This window comes from Pseudomonas sp. WOUb67 (assembly GCF_050058005.1).
Classification (GTDB): Bacteria; Pseudomonadota; Gammaproteobacteria; order Pseudomonadales; family Pseudomonadaceae; genus Aquipseudomonas; species Aquipseudomonas putida_R.
The window spans coordinates 1263272-1287803 of sequence record NZ_CP170112.1; the positions used below are offsets into that span (position 1 = coordinate 1263272).

General features: G+C 63.9%; 22 protein-coding genes and 1 pseudogene. 18 read left to right on the plus strand and 5 right to left on the minus strand.

Annotation, left to right across the window (positions count from 1 at the left end; all coding sequences use genetic code 11):
- Positions 1 to 198 precede the first annotated feature (198 nt).
- Genes asd through ABOC32_RS05600 form a run of 3 tightly spaced genes read right to left on the minus strand, consistent with a single transcriptional unit; the run spans position 199 to position 3461 of the window.
- On the minus strand, positions 199 to 1062 hold the full coding sequence (gene asd / locus ABOC32_RS05590; protein WP_426810364.1) for an archaetidylserine decarboxylase: 864 nt from the start codon (positions 1060 to 1062) through the stop codon (positions 199 to 201).
- 9 nt (positions 1063 to 1071) lie between these two features.
- Positions 1072 to 1881, minus strand: a complete 810-nt coding sequence (locus ABOC32_RS05595) for a rhodanese-like domain-containing protein (RefSeq protein ID WP_086975246.1) — start codon at positions 1879 to 1881, stop codon at positions 1072 to 1074.
- A gap of 44 nt (positions 1882 to 1925) precedes the next feature.
- The gene (locus ABOC32_RS05600; RefSeq protein ID WP_426810365.1) at positions 1926 to 3461 is read right to left on the minus strand and encodes an HDOD domain-containing protein; all 1536 of its coding nucleotides are present in this window, start codon (positions 3459 to 3461) and stop codon (positions 1926 to 1928) included.
- Positions 3462 to 3591: 130 nt separating this feature from the next.
- Here ABOC32_RS05600 and motA point away from each other — a divergent pair, with 130 nt between their 5' ends.
- Positions 3592 to 4443 carry a flagellar motor stator protein MotA gene (gene motA, locus ABOC32_RS05605; protein WP_234226678.1) on the plus strand — a complete coding sequence of 284 codons (852 nt, stop codon included), beginning with the start codon at positions 3592 to 3594 and terminating at the stop codon, positions 4441 to 4443.
- 3 nt (positions 4444 to 4446) lie between these two features.
- Positions 4447 to 5481 (plus strand): flagellar motor protein MotB, encoded by a 1035-nt coding sequence (motB, locus tag ABOC32_RS05610; protein ID WP_426810366.1) that lies wholly within the window; start codon positions 4447 to 4449, stop codon positions 5479 to 5481.
- A gap of 171 nt (positions 5482 to 5652) precedes the next feature.
- On the opposite strand, the gene rsgA is transcribed toward motB, so the two are convergent.
- Positions 5653 to 6684: a small ribosomal subunit biogenesis GTPase RsgA gene (gene rsgA / locus ABOC32_RS05615; protein ID WP_426810367.1), complete on the minus strand. Its 1032-nt coding sequence runs from the start codon at positions 6682 to 6684 to the stop codon at positions 5653 to 5655.
- 127 nt (positions 6685 to 6811) lie between these two features.
- On the opposite strand from rsgA, the gene orn reads away from it, so the two are divergent.
- Positions 6812 to 7354, plus strand: coding sequence for an oligoribonuclease (gene orn / locus ABOC32_RS05620; RefSeq protein WP_426810368.1), 543 nt, complete (start codon positions 6812 to 6814; stop codon positions 7352 to 7354).
- Positions 7355 to 7445: 91 nt separating this feature from the next.
- Positions 7446 to 8057 (plus strand): trimeric intracellular cation channel family protein, encoded by a 612-nt coding sequence (locus ABOC32_RS05625; protein WP_003249516.1) that lies wholly within the window; start codon positions 7446 to 7448, stop codon positions 8055 to 8057.
- Positions 8058 to 8181: 124 nt separating this feature from the next.
- Here the strand turns inward: ABOC32_RS05625 and queG are convergent, their stop codons facing one another.
- Complete coding sequence (gene queG / locus ABOC32_RS05630) at positions 8182 to 9246, minus strand: tRNA epoxyqueuosine(34) reductase QueG (protein WP_426810369.1); 1065 nt, start codon at positions 9244 to 9246, stop codon at positions 8182 to 8184.
- A 65-nt stretch (positions 9247 to 9311) separates the two neighbouring features.
- On the opposite strand from queG, the gene ABOC32_RS05635 reads away from it, so the two are divergent.
- The 14 genes and pseudogenes from ABOC32_RS05635 (at position 9312) to ABOC32_RS05700 (ending at position 24504) form a co-directional block, all read left to right on the plus strand.
- A complete protein-coding gene (locus ABOC32_RS05635; protein ID WP_426810370.1) occupies positions 9312 to 10172 on the plus strand; it encodes an NAD(P)H-hydrate dehydratase in 861 nt (286 codons plus the stop codon).
- Positions 10160 to 10633, plus strand: coding sequence for a tRNA (adenosine(37)-N6)-threonylcarbamoyltransferase complex ATPase subunit type 1 TsaE (gene tsaE / locus ABOC32_RS05640; protein ID WP_426810371.1), 474 nt, complete (start codon positions 10160 to 10162; stop codon positions 10631 to 10633). The genes ABOC32_RS05635 and tsaE overlap by 13 nt, the downstream gene beginning before the upstream one ends.
- 11 nt (positions 10634 to 10644) lie before the next feature.
- The gene (locus ABOC32_RS05645) at positions 10645 to 12075 is read left to right on the plus strand and encodes an N-acetylmuramoyl-L-alanine amidase (protein WP_086975254.1); all 1431 of its coding nucleotides are present in this window, start codon (positions 10645 to 10647) and stop codon (positions 12073 to 12075) included.
- A complete protein-coding gene (gene mutL, locus ABOC32_RS05650) occupies positions 12075 to 13973 on the plus strand; it encodes a DNA mismatch repair endonuclease MutL (protein ID WP_426810372.1) in 1899 nt (632 codons plus the stop codon). The genes ABOC32_RS05645 and mutL overlap by 1 nt, the downstream gene beginning before the upstream one ends.
- Before the next feature lies 1 nt (position 13974).
- Entirely contained in the window at positions 13975 to 14946 is a 972-nt protein-coding gene (gene miaA, locus ABOC32_RS05655; protein WP_086975256.1) for a tRNA (adenosine(37)-N6)-dimethylallyltransferase MiaA, read from the plus strand.
- A gap of 94 nt (positions 14947 to 15040) precedes the next feature.
- Complete coding sequence (gene hfq, locus ABOC32_RS05660; RefSeq protein WP_016489445.1) at positions 15041 to 15301, plus strand: RNA chaperone Hfq; 261 nt, start codon at positions 15041 to 15043, stop codon at positions 15299 to 15301.
- 12 nt (positions 15302 to 15313) lie between these two features.
- Positions 15314 to 16615: a ribosome rescue GTPase HflX gene (gene hflX, locus ABOC32_RS05665; RefSeq protein ID WP_426810373.1), complete on the plus strand. Its 1302-nt coding sequence runs from the start codon at positions 15314 to 15316 to the stop codon at positions 16613 to 16615.
- A gap of 96 nt (positions 16616 to 16711) precedes the next feature.
- Positions 16712 to 17893 carry an FtsH protease activity modulator HflK gene (hflK, locus tag ABOC32_RS05670; RefSeq protein ID WP_426810374.1) on the plus strand — a complete coding sequence of 394 codons (1182 nt, stop codon included), beginning with the start codon at positions 16712 to 16714 and terminating at the stop codon, positions 17891 to 17893.
- Entirely contained in the window at positions 17893 to 18762 is an 870-nt protein-coding gene (gene hflC, locus ABOC32_RS05675; RefSeq protein ID WP_234226686.1) for a protease modulator HflC, read from the plus strand. Before hflK ends, hflC begins: the two co-directional genes overlap by 1 nt.
- A gap of 301 nt (positions 18763 to 19063) precedes the next feature.
- The gene (locus ABOC32_RS05680; protein WP_016501880.1) at positions 19064 to 20251 is read left to right on the plus strand and encodes an ATP phosphoribosyltransferase regulatory subunit; all 1188 of its coding nucleotides are present in this window, start codon (positions 19064 to 19066) and stop codon (positions 20249 to 20251) included.
- Positions 20252 to 20307: 56 nt separating this feature from the next.
- A complete protein-coding gene (locus ABOC32_RS05685; protein ID WP_234226687.1) occupies positions 20308 to 21600 on the plus strand; it encodes an adenylosuccinate synthase in 1293 nt (430 codons plus the stop codon).
- 1112 nt (positions 21601 to 22712) lie between these two features.
- Positions 22713 to 22925, plus strand: a pseudogene (locus ABOC32_RS05690) (methyl-accepting chemotaxis protein); the annotation flags it as partial.
- A gap of 201 nt (positions 22926 to 23126) precedes the next feature.
- Positions 23127 to 23831, plus strand: a complete 705-nt coding sequence (locus tag ABOC32_RS05695; RefSeq protein WP_426811570.1) for a methyl-accepting chemotaxis protein — start codon at positions 23127 to 23129, stop codon at positions 23829 to 23831.
- Between the two features lie 205 nt (positions 23832 to 24036).
- Positions 24037 to 24504, plus strand: coding sequence for a DUF2867 domain-containing protein (locus ABOC32_RS05700; RefSeq protein WP_426810375.1), 468 nt, complete (start codon positions 24037 to 24039; stop codon positions 24502 to 24504).
- Positions 24505 to 24532 lie beyond the last annotated feature (28 nt).

The window sequence follows — 24532 nt, forward strand, 5'->3', positions numbered from 1 at the left end:
AGGCGACGGCGCGCGGCCCCTTGGCGTCCGCCGCGATGTCGCGTGGGGCAAACAAGGCGGTCGCGTGCGCTGGTACAGGCTTAACTGGCCAGAAACAGATGTAGGAGCAGCCTTGTGCTGCGAAGCGCCGCGCGGGCGGCGCTCGATCTCACAGGCGCCGAAGAACCCGCGCCAATCACCTCGAAGCAAAAACTACGGTCAAGCCTGTGCAGGCGCTGCCAACAGCTGCCCCATGCGCACTGCAGAACCAGCGCCCAGGTTTTCAGCCCACTTCACCTGCTCCGGCCCGAACAGCACGATGGCGGTCGAACCCAGCTTGAAGCGGCCCAGCTCGGCACCTTTCTCCAGGTGGATCGGCGCGCGGCTGGCGTCGTCGTAACGGAAGGTTTTCAGCTCGCGCTTGGGCGGCGTCACCAGCCCGGCCCACACGGTTTCGATCGAGGCGACGATCATCGCACCCACCAGCACCACGGCCATCGGCCCGCGCTCGGTGTCGAACAGGCAGACCACACGCTCGTTGCGGGCGAACAGCTCGGGTACGTTCTCTGCGGTGGTCTGGTTGACCGAGAACAGACGGCCCGGCACATAGACCATTTCGCGCAGGGTGCCGGCCAGCGGCATGTGCACGCGGTGGTAGTCCTTGGGCGACAGGTAGATGGTGGCAAACTCGCCGCCCATGAACGGCGCTGCCATGGCCGGGTCACCGCCCAGCAGCTCTTGCGCGCTGAAGCCGTGGCCTTTGGCCTGGAAGATGCGGCCGTGCTCGATCGGGCCGAGCTGGCTGACGGCGCCGTCGGCCGGGCACAGGATGGCGCCCGGGGTTTCGTCCAGCGGGCGGGCACCCGGCTTCAGGGCGCGGGTGAAGAACGCGTTGAAGTGCTCGTAGGCGCTCAAGTCCTCGACCAGCGCTTCGGACATGTTCACCTGGTAACGCTTGGCGAACCAGGCAGTGAAAGCATTCTTGAACCAGCGCGCGCGGCACTCGGCAACGCAGCCGGCCAACCGCGACAGCAGGTGGTGCGGCAGCAGGTACTGGCTGATGATGAACAAACGGGATTTCATGCGGGTTCCTTAAACTTCTACAGGCGTGTCCGGGTGGTTGCCCCATTCGCTCCACGAGCCGGCGTAGGCCTTGACGCGTGGGTAGCCGAGGGCCTTGGCCACCAGATAAGTGAAGCCGGAGCGGCGGTGGGTCTGGCAGTGGGTGATCACTTCCTTGTCAGGGGTGATGCCCAGTTGCTCGAGGACCTGTTTGATGTCATGGCGAATGCGCAAGTGGTCGTTGAGGTCCATGCCGGCGGTCCACTCGAAGTTGATCGCGCCGGGAATGTGCCCGCCCTTGGCAGCCAATACCTTCTCGCCACTGAATTCCTGCGGGCCGCGCGCGTCCCAGATGACCAGGTCATCGGCGCCCAGGCGGCTTTGCAGGTACTCGCGGGTGGCAGTGGGCGCGTTGTCGATGTGCAGGTGCACCGGGCTGTTGCCGCTGGCGGGCACTTCAGTGGTCAGCTTGTCTGCCGGCCAGGCCTGGATGCCGCCATTGAGGTAGTGACAAGCCTTGTGGCCGATCACGTCGAGCAACCAGATGAAGCGCCCGGCCCAGCCACCGCCTTCATCGTCATACACCACATAGACGGCGTCGTCGCGGTGGCCGAGTTCGCTGAACAGTTTTTCCAGCTCGCCCAGGGCCGGCAGCAGGCCGGGCGCTGGAGGCTGGCCAAGCTGGGTCCGCTTGCCTTCGACAAAGCGTGCGCCGGGGATATGCCCGCTGACATAGCGGTTGGCACTGCTCAGGTCGACCAGGATCAGCTGTGGCGAACCCAGGCGTGGCAGCAGGTCTGCGGCTTCGATCACCAGGGGCAGGCCGGAAAAGTCAGTCATCCACGGTCTCCAGTGTGGAAAGAGGGGCGATTGTAGCGCAAGGCTCAGCCCTTGCGGTTGGCAAACACCGACAGGGCGCGCTCGGTACATTGCGCGGTCTTGCCGAAGGCCTGCACGCTGATATCGGCCAAAGGCCGGCAGCCCTGGTCGGCGACCATCAGCATCAGCACCTGGTCGTTTACCGCCAGCGAGCGCAGCAGCACGTGCTCGCTGCGGAACAGCGCACGCAGCGGGGCTGGCAGCAGGGCCGAGAACTGGCTGTGGTTTTCCGGGGTGATGCGCAGCTGCCCGGCCTGGGCCATCAGCTTTTGCAGCAGTTTGCTTTGCGACACCTGCAGGGCCAGGGCCGCGGCTTCTTTCGGCAAGCCGGCAATCTGCTGCACGCGCAGGTAGTCGCTGGCCTTGTCCAGGCTCAGCAGCAGGACGCGTTGCATGCCGCAGGCCAGTAGAGCTTCGCGGGCCTGGGTGGCCAGGTGCACGGTATTGGTGAACGGGCTGGGTTGGGCCAGCAGGTCTTGGCACAGTTTGCGCCAGCGCGCCAGGTCGTCGCTGCTGGGCGGCGGCGGGGCCAGCATGTCCGGGTGCGGGCGGCGCTGGTGCCAAGGCCAGATCAGGGCTTCAGCCGGGTGGAACAGGGCATGCCTGGCGTGGCGGCGGGCGCTGGCGGCGGCCTGCTGGTGCACTTGCTGCTGCACGTCTTCCAGTGAGGTCTGCAGGTACAGCGCGGTCAGCAGTTGCCAGCGCAGCAGGTGCGGGTTGTCCCAGCCCACCTGCGCCGCCAGCGCAAGGTTGTTGGCCAGCAGTACGGTGTTGGCCGGCTGGTTGAACCAGCGGCGCAGGCCGGGCTCGGCATCCAGGCGGTGTTGCTGGCTGAGCAGGTCTTCGTCGCGGGCGATGCTCAGCACCTGGGCCAGTTGCTCGCGTTCTTCCAGCAGCAGGCGGTAACCCTGGGTCACCCACTGCGGCAGGCGCCAGTACTCAGCCATGGTCTGGCACAGCGCCATGATGCGCACGCCAAACAGCTCTTCCTCTACCTGGGCGGCGTCCTCGCCCTTGTGGATAACCCGCAGCTCCCAAGTGTCGAGCAGCTTGGGGTAGGCCAGTGCCAGCGGCCACAGGGGTGACAGGAACAGCAGGCTGCCCCAGTGAATTTCCTGCCACAGCCGTGCCAGGCGGCTGGCAAACAGGCCATTGGCCTGCTGCGAAGCGTGCTGGCTGATCAGCTGGAACTGGCTGAGCACCGGCGGGATTTCTTCGACCGGCAGCGAGGGCAGGCGCTTGAGCAGTTGCCCGCTGCGCTCCAGGCCCAGGCGGTTGAGGGCGACCTCCAGGCTTTCGGCGGGCTCGGCCTGGCTGGCGTTGGTGGGGTGATTCGCTTCGCGCATCACCGAAAGCACCAGTGCCGGGCTATCCTGCATCAGTTCGGCGATGTCGCGCAGCGAGCGGCGGCTATCGTGGATGGCAGCCATGACCCGGTCGTAGCTGTGCTTCGGCACGGGGATGCGAACACTCTCTAGCAGCTTGACCCAGGCCTCTAGCGTACGCGGGGCCTGAGCGGGCACCTTGGTTTCAATTGGCATTTTGACATCAGTCCGAACTGGCTTTTCGCATTGAGTGGCTATAGTCTGGCGCAGTTCTGCCGATAAGTAGAAGAAGAGTTTTAAAGCTCCCGTCTCTTCCCCTGACCACGACAGCAAGTGCTTTGAACCTATGGCTAAAATTATCGGCATCATCGTCGTATTCGCGAGCGTGCTCGGCGGCTACGTGCTCTCCCACGGCAAGATCGCAGCGCTGATCCAGCCGTTCGAAGTACTGATCATCGGCGGTGCAGCCTTTGGTGCATTCCTGCAGGCCAACCCTGGCCACATGACCATGCACGTCATCAAGAAGTCGATGAAGATGTTCGGCTCGCGCTTCACCCATGCCTACTACCTGGAGGTGCTGGGCCTGGTGTACGAGATCCTCAACAAGAGCCGTCGCGAAGGCATGATGGCCATCGAGGCCGACATCGAAGACGCCGCCGCCAGCCCGATCTTCGCCAAGTACCCGACGGTACTGGCTGACGCACGCATGACCGCGTTCGTTTGCGACTACCTGCGCATCATGTCCACCGGCAACATGGCCCCGCACGAGCTCGAGGGCCTGTTCGACATGGAGCTGCTGAGCATGAAGGAAGAGCTGGAGCATCCGTCCCATGCGGTGACCGGCATCGCTGACGGCATGCCCGGTTTCGGTATCGTCGCGGCGGTACTGGGTATCGTGGTGACCATGGCCTCGCTGGGCGAGGGTGACCAGGCGGCCATCGGCATGCACGTGGGTGCGGCGCTGGTAGGTACCTTCTTCGGTATTCTGGCTGCCTACGGCTTCTTCGGCCCGCTGGCCAAGTGCCTGGAGCACGATGCCAAGGAAGAGCTGAACCTTTACGAATCGATCAAGGCTTCGCTGGTTGCCTCGGCCTCGGGCATGCCACCTTCGCTGGCCGTGGAGTTCGGGCGCAAGGTGCTGTACCCCATGCATCGCCCAAGTTTCGCCGAGCTGGAACAAGCGGTTCGCGGTCGCTGAGTCATGGAAAACAATCAGCCCATCATCGTAAAGCGCGTCAAGCGCTTTGGCGGCGGCCACCACGGCGGCGCCTGGAAAATCGCATTTGCCGACTTTGCTACGGCAATGATGGCGTTCTTCCTGGTGCTGTGGTTGATGTCCACGGCCACGCCCGAGCAGAAAATCGCCATTGCCGGCTACTTCCAGGACCCGATCGGCTTCTCGGAAAGCGGCACGCCCTATGTCATCGACCTGGGCGGCTCGCCTGAGATGGCGCCGGAGAAAACCATCAACCCGGAAGTCAAGTCCGAGCCAACGCAGGAAAGCACGACCCAGCTGAGCAAGGACCAGGTCGAGACCATGGCCGAGCAGGTCGAGCGCGAGCGCTTGGAGTTGCTGCTGCAGGAACTGCAGAACAAGGTGGAAGAGAACCCGCAGCTGCAGAAGTTCAAGGACCAGATCCTGTTCGAGATCACCCAGGACGGCCTGCGCATCCAGATCATGGATGCCGAGAACCGGCCGATGTTCGACATCGGCAGTGCCCGCTTGCAGCCGTACTTTGAAGACATCCTGCTGGCCATGGCCGACACCATCAAGGCGGTGCCGAACAAGGTCAGCATCAGTGGCCACACCGACGCCAAGCCGTATGCCGGCAGTGGTGAGTTCGGTAACTGGGAACTGTCGGCCAACCGTGCCAACGCTGCGCGCCGTGCGCTGGTGGCCGGTGGTTACCCGGACAGGCAGGTGGCGCGGGTGGTGGGTTATGCCTCGTCGTCGCTGTTCGACCGCAAAAACCCGTTCAACCCGGTCAACCGCCGTATCGATATCATCGTGCTGACCAAGAAGGCCCAGCGCAATATCGAGGGTGAGCAGGGCGCACCGGAAGCGCCGGCCGCCGAGCCTGCTGCACCGCCGGCCAGCGGCGCTGCGCCAGGGGCTTCGGCACCGGTTGCGCCAGGGGCAACTGAACAAGCACCGATGCAACCGCGTGAGCTGCGCCAGAAGCTGAACATCTTTGAAGATGGCACGCTGAAGATGGATGAGGCCAAGGAGCAGTAAACGGTTTCTTGTGGTGCACAGCTCTACACAAAACCTGAAAGTTGGCGCGATCACTGTGGGAGCGGGTTCACCCGCGAAGGATCCAGCGCGATGGATGGCACCGGCGTTGCCGGTGTTCGCGGCTAAAGCCGCTCCCACAGTGCGATCGCGCTAAGCTTCATTTCGAGCGTTTCAGTAGCTGTCTTCCGTCAGGCTGGCGATGATCGAGCGGTAGCTGTTCATGCGCTGCGGCTTGATGCGCCCCTCGTCCAGTGCCTTGAGCAGCGCGCAGCCCGGTTCGCGGTCGTGCTTGCAATCGCGGAAGCGGCAGGTGCCGAACAGGTCGCGGAACTCGATGAAGCCATCTTCCACGTCGTCGCGGCTGACATGGCCAAGGCCGAACTCGCGGATGCCCGGCGAGTCGATCAGATCGCCGCCGTTAGGGAAGTGGTACAGCCGCGCCGTGGTGGTGGTGTGCGTACCCTGGCCCGACCATTCCGACAGGTCGCCGACACGGGTACCTGCATCTGGCAGCAGGCTGTTGACCAGCGATGACTTGCCCACCCCCGACTGGCCGACAAACACACTGATGTGGCCGTCGAGTTGCTGTTGCAGGCGCTGCATGCCGTCACCCTGGTGTGCCGATACTTCCAGCAGCGGGTAGCCCAGCTCACGGTAGACTTCCAGCAGCGCATGCAGGCCGGGGCCATTCTCGTCGTTGATCAGGTCGGCCTTGTTCAGCAGCAGCAGCGGGCGCAGGCCAGCGTGCTCGGCCGCTACCAGGTAGCGGTCGATCAGGTTCGGGTGCGGCTCGGGGGCCGGGGCGAACACGATCACGATCAGGTCGACGTTGGCGGCCACCGGCTTGAGTTGGCCGTGGTTGTTGGGCCGGCACAGCTCGGTGCTGCGCGGCATCTGCGCCACGATCACGCCGATGCCCTGGTTGCCCGCACGCCACACCACACGGTCGCCGGTGACCAGCGCTGGCAGGTTGGCGCGCAAATGGCAGCGGAACACCTGGCCTGCGGATTCGCCATCCTGGGCTTCAACTTCTACCTGCACACCAAAGTGCGCGATCACCAGGCCCAGTTGCTCCGGCCCCAGGTCGCCGCCCTCCAGTTCTTGCAGTGCGTGCTGCTCGCGTTTGGCGGCGCGAGCGGCGCGCTCACCCTGGATTTTTTCGATCCGCCAGTTCTGGCGGCGATTGAGCTGGCGTTTGGCCATGAAGGTACCGTGAGAAAGGCCCGGGTAGGGCATTGAAAACGGCTGGCAGTTTAGCACGCCAGGCGCTGGACGAATGGGCGTGCTTTGGCCACTAGGCTAATATGACGGCCTATATGAGGAGCCCTGCATGCAAAACCCACAGAACCTGATCTGGATCGACCTGGAAATGACCGGCCTGGATCCGGACAGCGATGTCATCATCGAGATGGCCACCATCGTCACCGACAGCGAGCTGAACACCCTGGCGGAAGGGCCGGTGATCGCCATCCACCACAGTGACGAAGTGCTGGCGCGCATGGACGAATGGAACACCCGCACCCACGGTGCTTCGGGCCTGACCCAGCGCGTGCGCGAGAGCAAGGTCAGCATGGCTGAAGCCGAGGTGCAGACCATCGCCTTCCTCGAGCAGTGGGTGCCGAAAGGCAAGTCGCCGATCTGCGGCAACAGCATCTGCCAGGACCGTCGCTTCCTCTATCGTCACATGCGCAACCTGGAAAACTACTTCCACTACCGCAACCTGGATGTCTCCACCCTGAAGGAGCTGGCCGCGCGCTGGGCGCCGGACGTGCGTGACAGCTTCAAGAAGGGCAACACCCACCTGGCGCTGGACGATATCCGCGAATCGATCGCCGAACTGCGCCACTACCGCGAGCACTTCATCAAGGTGTGAGCCGGAAAGGCGCAGATATTGTATCTGCGCCCCCTTTTGGTGCCCTGGGCAACTGGTTAGACTGCGCGCCTTTCTCGCACGGACCCGCGCCATGTTGTTGATGCTCTACCTCATCGCTATCACCGCCGAAGCCATGACCGGCGCGTTGTCTGCCGGGCGTCGCGGCATGGACTGGTTCGGCGTGGTGCTGATTGCCTGCGTCACCGCCCTGGGTGGCGGCTCGGTGCGCGACGTGCTGCTCGGGCATTACCCGCTGACCTGGGTGAAGCACCCGGAGTACCTGGTGCTGACCAGCTTTGCTGCGTTGCTGACCATTTTCATTGCCCCGATGATGCGCCGCCTGCGCTCGCTGTTCCTGGTGCTCGATGCCCTGGGGCTGGTGGCCTTTACCCTGATCGGCTGCATGACCGCGCTGGAGATGGGGCAGGGCATGCTGGTGGCGTCGATCAGCGGGGTGATCACCGGGGTATTTGGCGGGATCTTGCGGGATATCTTCTGCAACGACATTCCACTGGTGTTCCGCCGCGAGCTGTATGCCAGCGTGTCGTTTGCGGCGGCGTGGTTCTACCTGGGGTGTGTGTATTTCAAGGTGCCGGCAGAGCAGGCCATGCTGCTGACCTTGTTTGGCGGGTTCCTGGTGCGGCTATTGGCGATTCGCTTCCACTGGGAAATGCCCAAGTTTCACTACAACGACCAGCAATAGGTCATTTTTCAGGCCTGATGCAGTCCTTGTGGGAGCGGGTTCACCCGCGAAGAATGCAACTCGGTGTATGGCACCGGCTCCGCCGGTGTTCGCGGGTGAACCCGCTCCCACAGAGGGCATGTGGCTACTGAGTGTTATGCCGGGCCAGCGCCCACTCCACATGCTCGCGCACCAGCTCCGATTCATCCCCGCGCCGGGCCTTCAGCGCCTCGATCACTGGAATGGTGGAAGGCGCATTGCCCAACCCCACCGCCAGGTTGCGCAAGAATCGCTCATAGCCCGCCCGCCGCAACGGCCCACCCTCGGTTTTGCGCAGGAAGGTGCGCTCATCCCACAGGAACATCTCCGCCAACTCGGCATTCTCCAGCCCATGGCGTGGCTGGAAGTCCTGTTCCTGGCTGTGCTTGGCAAAGCGGTTCCACGGGCAGACGATCTGGCAGTCATCGCAGCCGAACACCCGGTTGCCCATCTTTGCGCGCAACTCGACAGGGATCGCGCCCCTCAGCTCGATGGTCAGGTATGAGATACAGCGACGAGCATCCAGCACATAGGGCCCGACAAACGCCTGGGTCGGGCAGATGTCCAGGCAGGCCTGGCAGCGCCCGCAGTGCTCACTGGTAGTCGCTTCGTCCACCGGCAGCGGCAAATCGACAAACAGCTCGGCAAGGAAGAAGTAACTGCCCGCCTTGCGGTTGAGCAGCAGGGTGTTCTTGCCGATCCAGCCCAGCCCGGCCTGTTCGGCCAGGGCCTTCTCCAGCACCGGGGCGCTATCGACGAATGCGCGGTAACCGAACGGGCCGATGGCCTCCTGGATGCGGTCGGCCAGGAACTGCACGCGCTTGCGCACCAGCTTGTGATAGTCCCGGCCCAGCGCATAGCGCGATATGTAGGCCTTTTCCGGTTGTGCCAGGCGCTGCGCCATCTGTGTGTCGCCAGACAGGTAGTCCATGCGCAGCGAGACCACCCGCACCGTGCCGGGGATCAGTTGGTCGGGGTGCGAGCGCTTGCTGCCGTGCGCGCCCAGGTACTCCATTTCGCCCTGGTAGCCGGCATCGAGCCAGCGCTGCAGGTGGTGTTCGTGTTCGCCAAGGTCGACCCCGGCGATGCCAACGTGGGCAAAACCGAGTTCCTGGCCCCAAATCTTGATCGATTGGGCCAGTTGGGCGAGGTCAGGTGTGCAGCTGGACATGGATGGGCAAGGCAATACGGGCTCAGGTGCGTATAATTCTGCCAGACATTGGAGCCTTTGACCCCATGCCGCAGACCAAACACCCCAGCCATGCCCCGCAATTGCTCAGCAGCGTGACCGTCGCGCACCTGCCGACGCGGCCTGCGCATGCCCATAAAGGCGACTTCGGCCATGTGCTGGTGGTCGGTGGTGACCTGGGCACAGGCGGCGCTGTGTTGTTGAGCGCTGAAGCCGCCCTGCGCTGTGGCGCCGGGCTGGTCAGCGTGGCGACGCGCCCCGAGCATGTCGGCGCGAGCCTGGCCCGCCTGCCCGAAACCATGTGCCTGGGCGTCAGCTCGGCCAACCAGTTGGTGGGCGTGCTGGAGCGCGCCTCGGTGCTGGTGGTGGGCCCGGGGCTGGGGCAGGCGGCGTGGGGGCGTAGCCTGCTGTCGGCAGTGGCCAACGCCGAGCGGCCGCAGGTGTGGGACGCCGATGCCCTGAATTTGCTGGCGCGTACCCCCCTCGCCCTACCCAGTGGCAGCATCCTCACCCCGCACCCGGGGGAGGCGGCGCGTTTGCTGGGCATTTCCACCGAGGCGGTGCAGGCCGACCGCCAGGGCGCTGCGCGCAAGCTGGCGCGCCGTTACCACAGCGTGTGCGTGCTCAAGGGGGCGGGCACCCTGGTGGCCGACCCGGCCGGGCAGTTGATGCTGTGCGAGCGGGGCCACCCGGCGATGGCCGGGGCCGGCTTTGGCGATGTGCTGACCGGTGTGTTGGCGGCGTTGCTGGCCCAAGGGCTGGATGCCTGGCAGGCCGCTGGCCTGGGGGTGTGGCTGCATGCCTGTGCGGGCGAGCGGCTGGGTGTGAAAGGTAGAGGCCTGGCGGCCAGTGATCTGGCGCCGGTCATTCGTGAGTTACTGGAGGAGCATTCTGCGTGTCTGGCATAACCCTGTTTCTGGCCGATGAAGACGCCACGGTCAAGTTCGGTGCAGCACTGGCCGATGTGACCGGCGGTCGCGGCGTGATCTTTCTTGAAGGCGACCTGGGTGCGGGCAAGACTACGCTTTCCCGAGGGCTGATCCGTGGCCTGGGCCATACGGGTGCAGTGAAAAGCCCGACCTTCACCGTGGTCGAACCCTACGAAATCGGTGAGGTGCGAGCCTTCCATTTCGACCTGTATCGCCTGGTCGATCCGGAGGAACTGGAGTTCATGGGTATTCGTGACTATTTCGAGGGCGACCCGCTGTGCCTGTTCGAGTGGCCACAAAAGGGTGCGGGCGTTTTGCCAAAGCCTGACCTGACCATTACCATAAGCCCCCAAGCGGGCGGACGCTCGCTGATCCTTTCGCCGCAGGGGGCTCGCGGCGAGGCCTGGTGCATGGCACTGGCCAAACACTATAAACAGTAAGTGGGGTAGGTATGCGCATACGCGCACTGGTCGCCATCGTTGGTCTGCTGCTGACAACGGTGACCGTTGAGGCTCTGGCCGTCACTCAAGTCAAGAGCGTGCGCCTGTGGCGCGCGCCAGACAACACGCGGCTGGTCTTCGACCTGTCTGGCCCCGTGCAGCACAGCGTCTTCACCTTGAGCGCGCCTGATCGCCTGGTTATCGACATCAATGGCGCAACCCTGGCCGCGCCATTGAACGTGGCCACCTCCAACACGCCGATCAGCAGCGTGCGTTCGGCCCAGCGCACCCCGACCGACCTGCGCGTGGTGGTCGACCTGAAAAAGTCGGTTACCCCGAAAAGCTTCACGCTGGCGCCGAATGCCCAATACGGCAATCGCCTGGTAGTCGACCTGTACGATCAGGAAGCCGACGCCATTGCGGCCAGCGCGCCGCCGCCGGCCCCGGCGCCGGTACAGACGCCGGCGACCACGCCAGCGGTGCCGGTATCCCCGGCCCAGCCCGCCATCAAGTTGCCGCCGGTACCGAGCGGCAAGCGTGAAATCGTGGTTGCCATCGACGCCGGCCACGGTGGCGAAGACCCGGGTGCGTCCGGGTCGCGCGGCCAGCATGAAAAAGACATCGTGCTGCAGATTGCCAAAGAGCTGCAGCGCCAGATCAACAGCGAAAGGGGCTTCCGTGCCGAGCTGACCCGTACGGGCGACTACTTCATTCCGCTGCGCAAACGCACGGAAATCGCCCGCAAGAAGGGCGCCGACCTGTTCATCTCGATCCACGCCGACGCCGCACCGTCGCGCGCTGCCTTTGGCGCCTCGGTGTTCGCACTGTCTGACCGCGGCGCCACCTCCGAGACCGCGCGCTGGCTGGCCGACACGGAAAACCGTTCCGACCTGATCGGCGGTGCCGGCAACGTCAGCCTCGATGACAAAGACCGCATGCTGGCCGGCGTGCTGCTGGACCTGTCGATGACTGCCACGCTCAGCTCTAGCCTCAACGTGGGGCAGAAAGTGCTGGGCAACATGGGCCGTGTCACTTCGCTGCACAAGCAGCGTGTGGAACAGGCCGGCTTCATGGTGCTGAAGTCGCCGGACATCCCGTCGATCCTCGTTGAAACCGGGTTCATCTCGAACAACAACGAAGCGGCCAAGCTGGCCACCGCCAGCCATCAGCAGGCCTTGGCCCGTTCGATCCATACCGGTGTGCGCCAGTACTTCCAGCAAAACCCGCCGCCGGGCACCTACATCGCCTGGCTGCGCGACACCGGCAAGATTGCCGCCGGCCCACGTGAGCACACGGTGCGCCCAGGCGAAACCCTGGCGATGCTCGCCGTGCGCTACCAGGTCAGCGTGGCCAGCTTGCGCAGCACCAACAGCCTCAAGACCGATGAGCTGAAAGTTGGCCAGCGCCTTGATGTGCCCGCCACAACCTTGGCCGCGCAATAATGAGTGGTGGTTCGCGCATTGAGCTGCTCAGCCCGCGATTGGCCAACCAGATTGCCGCCGGCGAGGTCGTCGAGCGGCCTGCCTCCGTGGCCAAGGAATTGCTGGAAAACAGCCTGGACTCAGGTGCCCGGCGCATTGACGTGGAAGTGGAACAGGGCGGCATCAAGCTGCTGAAAGTGCGGGACGATGGCAGTGGTATTTCTGCTGACGACCTGCCGCTGGCCCTGGCGCGTCACGCCACCAGCAAGATCCGTGAGCTGGAAGACCTTGAAGGCGTGATGAGCCTGGGCTTCCGTGGCGAGGCGCTGGCTTCGATCAGCTCGGTGGCGCGCCTGACCATGACGTCACGCACTGCCAGTGCCAGCGAAGCCTGGCAGGTGGAAACCGAAGGCCGTGACATGACCCCGCGGGTGCAGCCGGCGGCGCACCCGGTGGGTACTTCGGTGGAAGTGCGCGACCTGTTCTTCAACACCCCGGCCCGACGCAAGTTCCTCAAGGCCGAGAAAACCGAATTCGATCACCTGCAGGAAGTCATTCGCCGGCTGGCGCTGGCGCGTTTCGACGTCGGCTTCCACCTGCGTCACAACGGCAAGAGCATCCTCAGCCTGCACGAGGCCCACGATGAAACCGCCCGGGCGCGGCGGGTGGGCGCCATCTGCGGCCCGGGCTTCATGGAGCAGGCGCTGCCGATTGACGTCGAGCGCAACGGCCTGCGCCTGTGGGGCTGGGTCGGCCTGCCGACCTTCTCACGCAGCCAGGCAGACCTGCAGTACTTCTTCGTCAATGGCCGCGCGGTGCGCGACAAGCTGGTCGCCCACGCGGTGCGCCAGGCCTACCGTGACGTGCTGTTCAATGGTCGCCACCCGACATTCGTGCTGTTCCTTGAGCTGGAGCCCAACGGCGTCGACGTCAATGTGCACCCGACCAAGCACGAAGTGCGCTTCCGCGAGGGGCGCTCGGTGCACGATTTCCTGTATGGCACCCTGCACCGCGCGCTGGCCGATGTGCGCCCGGAAGACCATTTGGCTGCGCCTGCCGCCGTCCCTGAAATGGTCCGCCCCACTGGCCAGCAGGCTGGAGAGTTCGGCCCGCAGGGCGAAATGCGCCTGGCCTCGCCAGTGCTTGAGCGGCCCCAGGCGCCGCAGCATGCGATTTCCAATGGCGGCAGTGGCGCCGGTTATCAGTATCAATACACCCCACGCCCTTCGCAGCCCGTGCCGGCCGCCGAGGCGCAGGCGGTGTATCGCGAGTTCTACAAACCGCTGGAAGGCGCAGCGGCACCGGTAACCGCGCTGCCCGAAAGCCAGGGTGACATTCCCCCGTTGGGCTATGCACTGGCGCAGCTCAAGGGCATCTACATCCTGGCCGAGAACGCCGTTGGCCTGGTGCTGGTGGACATGCACGCGGCCCACGAGCGCATCATGTATGAGCGTCTCAAGGTGGCCATGGCCAGCGAAGGCCTTAGCGGCCAGCCGCTGCTGGTGCCTGAAACCCTGGCCCTGAGCCAGCGGGAAGCGGACTGCGCCGAAGAACATGCGCAGTGGTTCCAGCGCCTGGGCTTCGAGCTGCAGCGCCTGGGCCCCGAGACCTTGGCGATCCGCCAGATCCCGGCCTTGCTCAAGCAGGCCGAGGCCAACCGCCTGGTGCAGGATGTGCTCGCCGACCTGATGGAGTACGGCACCAGCGACCGTATCCAGGCGCACCTCAATGAACTGCTCGGCACCATGGCCTGCCACGGCGCCGTGCGCGCCAACCGGCGCCTGGCAATCCCTGAAATGAACGCCCTGCTGCGCGACATGGAAAACACCGAGCGCAGTGGCCAGTGCAACCATGGCCGTCCCACCTGGACCCAGATGGGCCTGGACGACCTGGACAAACTCTTCCTGCGCGGTCGATGAAATGAGCGGCAAGCCCCCTGCAATATTCCTGATGGGCCCGACGGCGGCCGGCAAGACCGACCTGGCTATCGAACTGACCAAAGTGCTGCCGTGCGAGCTGATCAGCGTCGACTCGGCGCTGGTCTATCGCGGCATGGACATCGGTTCGGCCAAGCCGTCGAAAGAAATTCTCGCCGCGCACCCGCACCGGCTGATCGACATCCGCGACCCGGCCGAGAGCTATTCGGCCGCGCAATTTCGCGCCGATGCCCTGGAGGCCATGGCCGACATCACCGCACGGGGCAAGATTCCGCTGCTGGTGGGCGGCACCATGCTCTATTACAAGGCGTTGATCGATGGCCTGGCCGACATGCCGGCAGCTGACGCCGCGGTGCGAGCCGACCTGGAAGCCCAGGCCGAGGCGCTGGGGCTGGCCGAACTGCACCGCCAGTTGGCCGAAATCGACCCGGAATCGGCGGCACGCATCCACCCCAACGACCCGCAACGGTTGATTCGCGCGCTGGAGGTGTACCGGGTGAGCGGCGAGAGCATGACGGCTCATCGCCAGCGTCAATTCGCGGAAAGTCGCGGCGCAGACGCAGGCGCTGGCGGACATTTGCCCTATACTGTCGCGAGTTTAGCGATTGCTCCTACAGATCGTCACATTTTGCATCAGCGAATTGCGTTACGATTTTCGCAGATGCTGGAACAGGGCTTCGTTGACGAGGTCCGATCGCTGCGAGCCAGAAGTGACTTGCACACCGGGCTGCCGTCTATACGGGCTGTGGGGTATCGGCAGGTCTGGGATTACCTGGACGGCACGCTGACTGAGAATGAGATGCGAGAACGCGGTATCATTGCGACCCGGCAGCTGGCCAAGCGGCAGTTCACCTGGTTGCGTGGCTGGCCTGATGTGCACTGGCTTGACAGCATGGCCTGCGACAATCTGTCCCGCACCTTGAAATACCTTGGGGCCATCTCCATATTGAGCTGAGTCCCTGCTGATTGCCGTCTATTCTTGCGAAGGGGCGGCCTAATTTATCGATTTTCTTGATTTTCTATTATTTATCCTTACAGGAGTGCGGCATATGTCAAAAGGGCATTCGCTACAAGACCCTTACTTGAATACCTTGAGAAAAGAAAAGGTTCCGGTATCGATCTATCTGGTCAACGGCATCAAACTGCAGGGCTCGATCGAATCGTTCGACCAGTTCGTGGTACTGCTGAAGAACACCGTCAGCCAAATGGTCTACAAACACGCTATTTCGACTGTCGTGCCTGCCCGTCCGGTTCGCCTGCCAAGCCCGTCCGATTCCGACCTCGGCGACAGCGAGCCAGGCAACGCCTGATAGGAGCCTGCATTGTTCTTTGAGCGCCACGGTGGTGGTGAGCGGGCGTTGCTCGTTCACTTGGAAGGTCAGAACCCTGAGGCGCGCGAAGATCCGCAGGAGTTTCGGGAGCTGGCATTGTCGGCCGGGGCGGATATCGTCTCGCTGGTGACAGTGACAAGGCATCAGCCTACGGCTAAATACCTGATTGGCAGCGGCAAGGTCGAGGAATTGCACGACCTGGTCCATGCCGAACAGGTAGACCTGGTGATTTTCAATCACACCCTCACGCCCAGTCAGGAGCGCAACCTTGAACGTGTGTTCGAGTGTCGTGTGCTCGACCGTACCGGGCTGATCCTCGATATTTTCGCCCAACGGGCGCGTACCCATGAAGGCAAGCTGCAGGTCGAACTGGCCCAGCTTGATCACATGAGCACGCGGCTGGTGCGCGGCTGGACCCACCTTGAGCGACAAAAAGGGGGTATCGGCCTGCGTGGCCCGGGTGAAACCCAGCTGGAAACCGACCGCCGCCTGTTGCGGGTGCGCATTCGCCAGATCAAGTCACGCCTGGAGAAGGTACGCAGCCAGCGTGAGCAGGCGCGTCGCGGGCGCAAGCGCGCGGATATCCCTTCAGTGTCGCTGGTGGGTTACACCAACGCCGGCAAGTCCACGCTGTTCAACGCCCTGACCGAATCCGAGGTGTACGCCGCGGACCAGTTGTTCGCCACCCTCGACCCGACCCTGCGCCGGCTCGAGCTCAACGACCTGGGGCCGATCGTGCTGGCCGACACCGTGGGCTTCATTCGCCACCTGCCGCACAAGCTGGTCGAGGCATTTCGGGCTACGCTCGAAGAGTCGAGCAACTCCGACCTGCTGCTGCATGTGATCGACGCCCATGAGCCAGAGCGCATGGAGCAGATCGAACAGGTGCTGGCCGTGTTGGGCGAGATTGGCGCTGAAGGCTTGCCGATCCTCGAGGTGTATAACAAACTCGACCTGCTCGAAGATGTCGAGCCGCAGATCCAGCGCAATGCCGATGGCAAGCCGGAGCGGGTCTGGGTATCGGCACGCGATGGGCGTGGCCTGGAGCTGGTTGGCCAGGCGATTGCCGAGTTGCTGGGAAATGATCTGTTTGTTGGTACCCTGTGCCTGGAGCAGCGTTTTGCCCGCTTGCGCGCGCAATTCTTTGCACTGGGTGCCGTGCAGAGTGAAGAGCATGATGAAGAAGGGCGCAGCCTGCTGAGCGTGCGACTGCCCATGGTCGAATTGAATCGCCTGGTCAGCCGCGAAGGCATGGAGCCGCAAGTGTTTGTCCGGCAACACACTTTGCAATAAATGCTCGACGAGGTCGCCGGGCAGCAGTGACAGGCATTCTGTAGCATTGGACGGCGCGCCGTGGGCGCGTCTTTGCTTTATCAGATGGAGAGCGCTATGGCTTGGAACGAGCCGGGTGGCAACTCGAACAATCAGGATCCCTGGGGCGGCCGCCGTGGTGGCGGTGGCGGTGGTGGTGACAAGAAAGGTCCGCCGGATCTGGACGAGGCCTTCCGCAAACTGCAGGACAGCCTGAACGGCATGTTCGGCGGCAACAAGAAACGTGGCGGCCCTGACCGCAATGTCGGCAAGGGCGGTGGCCTGGGCCTGCTGGGCATCGGCCTGGCGGTACTGGCTGCCATCTGGCTGTACAGTGCCGTGTACGTGGTCGACGAGCAGGAGCAGGCCGTGGTGCTGCGCTTCGGCAAGTACCATGAGACGGTCGGTCCCGGCCTGAACATCTACTTCCCGCCGATTGATCGCAAGTACATGGAAAACGTCACGCGTGAGCGTGCCTACACCAAACAGGGCCAGATGCTGACCGAAGACGAGAACATCGTCGAGGTGCCGCTGACCGTCCAGTACAAGATCAGCAACCTGCAGGACTTCGTGCTTAACGTCGACCAGCCTGAGGTAAGCCTGCAGCACGCGACCGACAGTGCCCTGCGCCACGTGGTGGGTTCCACCTCGATGGACCAGGTACTGACCGAAGGCCGTGAGCAGATGGCCGTGGATATCCGCGAACGCCTGCAGCGCTTCCTCGACAACTACCGTACCGGTATCACCGTTACCCAGGTCAACGTACAGAGCGCGGCAGCCCCGCGTGAAGTGCAGGAAGCCTTCGACGACGTGATCCGTGCCCGCGAAGACGAGCAGCGTGCCCGCAACCAGGCCGAGTCCTACGCCAATGGCGTGGTGCCGGAAGCCCGTGGTCAGGCCCAGCGCATCATCGAGGACGCCAACGGTTACCGCGACGAAGTCATCGCCCGGGCCAAGGGTGAGGCCGACCGCTTCACCAAGCTGGTTACCGAGTACCACAAGGCACCTGACGTGACCCGTCAGCGTCTGTACCTGGAGACCATGCAAGAGGTCTACAGCAATTCGAGCAAGGTCATGGTGGCGACCAAGGACGGGCAGAACAACCTGCTCTACCTGCCACTGGACAAGATGGTCGAAGGCAGCCGCAACCCGTCCGCGCCAACCACCAGCGTGTCGCCATCGGTCAACGATGCGGCCGCCCGTGCGGCGCAGGACCTGCAACAGCAACAGCAGCCGCTGCGTACTAGGGAGAGCCGCTGATGAGCAATAGATCGCTGATCGCCCTGATCGCCGCCGTCGTTCTGGGCATCGTTGCCTGGAACAGCTTCTATATCGTGTCCCAGACCGAGCGTGCGGTACTGCTGCGCTTCGGTAAGGTGGTCCAGGCAGATGTTCAGCCAGGCCTGCACGTGAAGATTCCGTACGTGAACCAGGTGCGCAAGTTCGACGCCCGCCTCATGACCCTCGACGCCCCGACCCAGCGGTTCCTGACCCTGGAGAAGAAAGCGGTGATGGTCGACGCCTACGCCAAGTGGCGCGTCAAGGATGCCGAGCGCTTCTACACCGCCACGTCCGGCATGAAGCAGATCGCCGACGAGCGTCTGTCGCGTCGTCTGGAAAGCGGCCTGCGCGACCAGTTCGGTAAACGTACCCTGCACGAGGTGGTTTCCGGTGAACGTGACGCACTGATGGCTGACATCACTGCATCGCTGAACCGCATGGCCAACAAGGAGCTGGGTATCGAGGTGGTCGACGTGCGCGTCAAGGCCATCGACCTGCCGAAGGAAGTCAACCGCAGCGTGTTCGACCGTATGAGCACCGAGCGTGAGCGTGAAGCTCGCGAGCACCGTGCCAAGGGTAACGAGCTGGCTGAAGGTATTCGTGCCGATGCCGACCGTCAGCGCCGTGTGCTGCTGGCCGAGGCCTACCGCGAAGCAGAAGAAACCCGTGGTGACGGCGACGCCCAGGCGGCCGCCATCTATGCCAAGGCCTACAGCCAGGACGCTGATTTCTATGCGTTCCACCGTAGCCTGCAGGCATACCGCGAGAGCTTCTCGAGCAAGAGCGACGTGCTGGTCCTGGACCCGAAGAACGAGTTCTTCCGTTACCTGGACAAGAGCAGGCCGTGATGCTCAGGCCCTGATTTTCATGCAGCGGCGCCCCGCCTGGCAGCTAAAACACCAGGCGGGGTGCATCCTGAATGAAAAGGGGTGTATGATGAGGCAGCCGGGAAATTTCCCGGCTTTTTTGCGTCTGAAAGGTTGATTGGCACAGCGCCAGTTGACGGTTTGGTCAGCTCGCAAGGCAATTCGAGGGTATCGGGTACGGTGGCTGCGCTGGGATCAGTGCTGCCCGCTGCTGTGCGCGATACCGGCTTTACTGACGGCTCGCCTGCTGGCTAGCCGCCCGGACCAGAGGGGAAAAGGCGTAATGGCAACGGTAGACCGCTGGCTGCTGCCAGATGGCATCGAGGAAGTACTGCCACCTGAGGCTGCGCGCATCGAGATCGCGCGCCGTCAGGTGTTGGACCTGTTCCAGAGTTGGGGCTACGAGCTGGTCGTCACCCCGCATATCGAGTACCTGGAGTCGCTGCTCACCGGCGCCGGCCAGGACCTGGATCAGCGCACCTTCAAGGTAGTGGACCCGCAGTCCGGCCGCCTGATGGGCTTCCGCGCCGACTTCACCCCGCAGGTGGCGCGCATCGACGCCCACACCCTGCGCCGTGAAGGTCCGAGCCGCCTGTGCTACGCCGGCAGCGTGCTGCACGCCCAGCCGCGTGCACTGTCCACCTCGCGCAGCCCGATCCAGTTGGGCGCCGAGCTGTATGGCGATGCCAGCCCGACCAGCGACGTGGAAGTCATCAGCCTGATGCTGGCCACGCTGCAACTGGCCGACGTGCCGGACGTGCACATGGACCTGGGCCACGTCGGTATCTACCGCGGCCTGGCCCGTGCTGCCGGCCTGTCCGGTGCGGTCGAGCAGCAGCTGTTCGACGCCCTGCAGCGCAAGGCCGTCGACGAAGTGCAGGCGCTGACCGCCGACCTGCCGAAAGACCTGGGCAACATGCTGCGCGCACTGGTCGAACTGTGCGGTGGCCGTGAAGTGCTGGCCGAAGCCCGCGTGCGCCTGGGCCGTGCCCCGGCCGGCGTGCTGGCGGCGCTGGACGACCTGCTGTCGATTGCTGATCGCCTGGCGTCGCGCTTCCCGGACCTGCCGCTGTACTTCGACCTCGGCGAGCTGCGCGGTTACAACTATCACACCGGCGTGGTGTTCGCGGTGTTCGTGCCGGGCGAGGGTCAATCGATCGCCCAGGGCGGGCGCTACGACGACATCGGCGCCGACTTTGGCCGGGCACGCCCGGCCACCGGTTTCTCCACGGATTTGAAGACCCTGGTCACACTGGGGCGAGCGGAGGTCGTATTGCCAACGGGCGGCATCTGGATGCCGGACAGTGGCGACGCGGCCCTCTGGCAGCAAGTCTGCCAGTTGCGCAACGAGGGCCAGCGTGTGGTCCAGGCCCTGCCTGGCCAGCCGTTGAGTGCTGCTCTCGAGGCGGATTGTGATCGGCAATTGATTCAGCAAGACGGGCGCTGGCAGGTTCTGCCGCTGGCCCAGTGAGTTTCTGCGTCGGCAACAGGCCGGCAACCAAGTTTGCGTGAATGAGGACCAATGTAATGGGTAAGAATGTCGTCGTCCTGGGCACCCAGTGGGGTGATGAGGGCAAAGGCAAGATCGTCGATCTGCTGACCGAACATGCTGCCGCCGTAGTGCGCTACCAGGGTGGCCACAACGCGGGTCACACCCTGGTGATCAACGGTGAAAAAACCGTTCTGCACCTGATTCCGTCCGGCATCCTGCGTGAAGGCGTACAGTGCCTGATCGGCAACGGCGTGGTCGTTGCCCCGGACGCCCTGATGCGCGAAATCACCAAGCTGGAAGAGAAGGGCGTACCGGTGCGCGAGCGCCTGCGCATCTCCCCGGCTGCGCCGCTGATCCTGTCGTACCACGTGGCCCTGGACCAGGCCCGCGAAAAAGCCCGTGGCGAAGCCAAGATCGGCACCACCGGCCGTGGTATCGGCCCAGCCTACGAAGACAAGGTCGCGCGCCGCGGCCTGCGTGTGGGCGACCTGTTCCACCGCGAGCGTTTCGCTGCCAAGCTGGGTGAGCTGCTGGACTACCACAACTTCCAGCTGGTGAACTACTACAAAGAGCCGGCCATCGACTTCCAGCAAACCCTGGACGAGTGCATGGCCTACGCTGAACAGCTCAAGCCGATGATGCTCGACGTCACCGCCGAGCTGCACAACCTGCGTCGCGCCGGCAAGGACATCATGTTCGAAGGTGCCCAGGGCTCGCTGCTGGACATCGACCACGGTACCTACCCGTACGTCACCAGCTCCAACACCACTGCTGGCGGTATCTCCACCGGTTCCGGCGTTGGCCCGATGTACCTGGACTACATCCTGGGTATCACCAAGGCCTACACCACTCGCGTGGGTTCCGGTCCGTTCCCGACCGAACTGTTCGACGAGACCGGCGCTACCCTGGCCAAGCGTGGCCACGAGTTCGGTTCCACCACTGGCCGTGCCCGTCGTTGCGGCTGGTTCGATGCCGTCATCCTGCGTCGCGCCATCGACGTCAACAGCATCTCGGGCATCTGCCTGACCAAGCTGGACGTACTGGACGGCCTGGAAACCATCAACATCTGCGTTGGCTACAAGAACGAGAACGGTGCTGTCATTGACGCGCCTTCCGATGCCGACAGCTACATCGGCCTGGAGCCGGTGTATGAAGAGATGCCAGGCTGGAGCGAGTCGACCCTGGGTGCAAAAACCCTGGAAGAGCTGCCGCAAGCTGCGCGTAACTACATCAAGCGCATCGAAGAGCTGGTTGGCGCGCCGATCGACATCATTTCGACCGGCCCGGACCGCAACGAGACCATCGTGCTGCGTCATCCGTTCGCCTGATCTGCCCTCCAGGCTGATCTGACGCCGTGGCCCTGAAAGGGGCTGCGGCGTTTTCATTTGTGGGGTATCCCTGTACTGGCCCCTTCGCGGGTAAACCCGCTCCCACAGGATCACCACAGATCTCGGAATATGGGGTGACCCTGTGGGAGCGGGTTTACCCGCGAAAGGGCCGGCACAGATAACCACCTTGCTGAACCTTGGCGTTTATCCCTCCTGTCCCCGGCACAACCCTTGCTGTAAGAAGTTTCTGTAGATGCCATCAAAATAGTGGCGCCAGAAAACACGAGGGTTACACCGTGTCTGCCATCCTCTCACTGTTACGAAGCCGCCTTTTGCGGCCTGTGTTTGTTGCCCTTGGTATCGCTCTTTTGGTGCAGGTGCTGGTTGCCGTTGCGCTCACCCGAAGCACGGTCACCGCCCTGGAGGCCGACCTTGGCGAACGCCTGGGCAACGACAGCCGCCAGCTGGCCAATGACCTGGAGCAAGCCGGGCAAGATGTGCGCTCGGGCCTCGACGGCCTGTCCAGCAGCACCCGCCAGCGCCTGAGCGCCGGGTTGTCGGAGCGCCTGAAAAGCGAACAGCAGCAACTGCGCAGCACCCTGGAAAAGAACCTGAAGGACTCCGCCAACGACATGGCCGAGCTGCTGGCTTCGGTTGCGCCGCGGGCAATCTGGGACAACGATGTGCCAGTGCTCTCCGACTTTGCCCGGCGTGCCCAGCGCAACCCCAACGTGCTGTTCGTGGTTTACGACGATGCCCAGGGCCAGCACCTGACCCGTTACCTGAACCGGCAAAACCCGATCAACCAGGCGTTGATGGACAAGGGCCAGGGCGAGCGCGCTTTGGACAAAGTGATCGAGGCCGCCCGGCGCGACCCGGCGGTGTACTTTGTCGAAGCTTCGATCAACCCCAATGGCGCAGAAATCGGCAAGGTGGTGATGGGGGTTTCCACGGCCGGTATCGACCAGGAGCTCAAGGCCCTGGACCAGCGCTTCGCGGCGCTGATTGCCAGCGGTGAGCAACTGGTTGGCGACAGCTTGGTGGGTGCTGCTGCCGACAGCGGCAAAACCCTGCGTGAGCGCCTGGAGAAGGCGCAAGGCAGTGCTGCCGCGATGCAGGCCAATACCGCACAGACCGTGCGCGATGCCGCTGCCGAACTGCGCTGGCGCATTGGCCTGGGCCTGGTGCTGGTCGGCCTCGGTGTGCTGTTGGTGGTGGCTGTGGTGCTTGGCCGCCGCGTGCTGAGCAAGCTGCGTCTGTTGATTGCTGCCCTGGACGACCTGGCGGCGGGCGAGGGCGACCTGACCAAGCGCGTGCCGCTCGACAGCCGCGACGAAATTGGCGACATGGCTTCGGCGGTGAACCGCTTTGTCGACAAGCTGCAACCGATCGTGCGTGAGGCGGGCGAGGTGGCGCAGCGTACCGGTGTGGAGATTGGCGCGATGGCCCAGCGCAATGCCGGCGCCGATGCGGCTGCGGCACTGCAGCGCGATGAGGTGGCGGCCAGCCTGCGCGACCTTTCGAGCATGGCCGACGAAGCCCAGGCCGAAAGCCATGCGATGCAGGCGGCCTTGAAACAGGTGGTGGACATCCGCCAGGCCACCGACGAAAACAGCCGCACTTCGACCCAACTCGCAGGCTTGATCGAAAACCTGGCAGGCCAGGTGGAAGCGGGCTCCCAGGTGATCGAGCGGCTGGCCAAGCAAAGCGAGCAGATCGAAGTGGTGCTGACGGTGATTCACGGCATTGCCGAGCAGACCAACCTGCTGGCGCTGAACGCGGCCATCGAAGCCGCTCGGGCAGGTGAGACCGGGCGCGGGTTTGCCGTGGTGGCCGATGAGGTGCGGGCGCTGGCGAGCAAGACGCAAAGCTCCACGGGGGATATCCAGTCGCACATCGCCGCGCTGCAGAAGGGTGCCAAGGAGGCCGTGGCGACCATCAGCCAGGCCGGGCTGAAGGCCAGCGAAGGGCTGCTGGTGCTGCGCGACAACGAGCGGCGGCAGCAGTCTGTGCAGGCAGCGGTGGAGCAGGTGCATGCGGCCATTGGCCTGGCCACCCGCGCAGCCGAGCAACAGGCGAGCGGGGCGCAGGCAGTGCGTGGGCGGGTGGAGACGATCCATGCCCAGGCCGAGCGTTCGGCGGAAGTGGTGATGCAGACCACGGCCAGCAGCAAGGTGCTGGATGACCTGGCCGCGCAGCTACGGGCAAGCCTTGGCCAATTCCGCGCATAAAATTCGCGGGTGAATCCCGATCTCTGTGGGAGCGGGTTCACCCGCGAAGAGGGCGGCGCGGTGGATGGCACCGGCTTCGCCGGTGTTCGCGGGTAAACCCGCTCCCACAGGGTTGGTGCAGGCTTGTGTGTCTGCTTAAAGCGGTTGGGTTTCGGCAAAGCGGTGTTGCTATGATGGCGGCGACACATGGCAAAGGGAGTTGTTCATGTCCGCCCAACTGGTCGCCGCTCCGGCCGAACTGGATTTTCTTCATAGCGATGGCATCTGCGTCACCGCACCCATGACCGCCCTCCAGGCCTACTGCGCCATGACCTCGGACGTTCCGGGCTGGCTGGCCATGGCCTTCCGCCTGCGCGACTTCATCTCGCGCCGGTTCAACGTTGCCACTATCCACGGTTTCTCATCGCGCAACCCCGAGCGGGTGCCGGCGGTGGGTGAGCTGCTGGATTTCTTTACCGTCGAGGCAATCAGCGACCAGCAACTGGTCCTGACCTCGCGTGATACGCACCTGGCGGTGATGGTGAGCATGGATCTGGATGAAGCAGGGCAGGGCCGGCAACGCTTGAATGTGACCACCTCGGTGCAGTGCTTCAATCGTTTCGGCCGCCTCTACATGCTGCCCGTCGGCAAGGCGCATGGGCCAATCGTGCGCCGGATGCTGCGTAACATCTGATGGCCTCATCGCCGGCACGCCCGCGAAG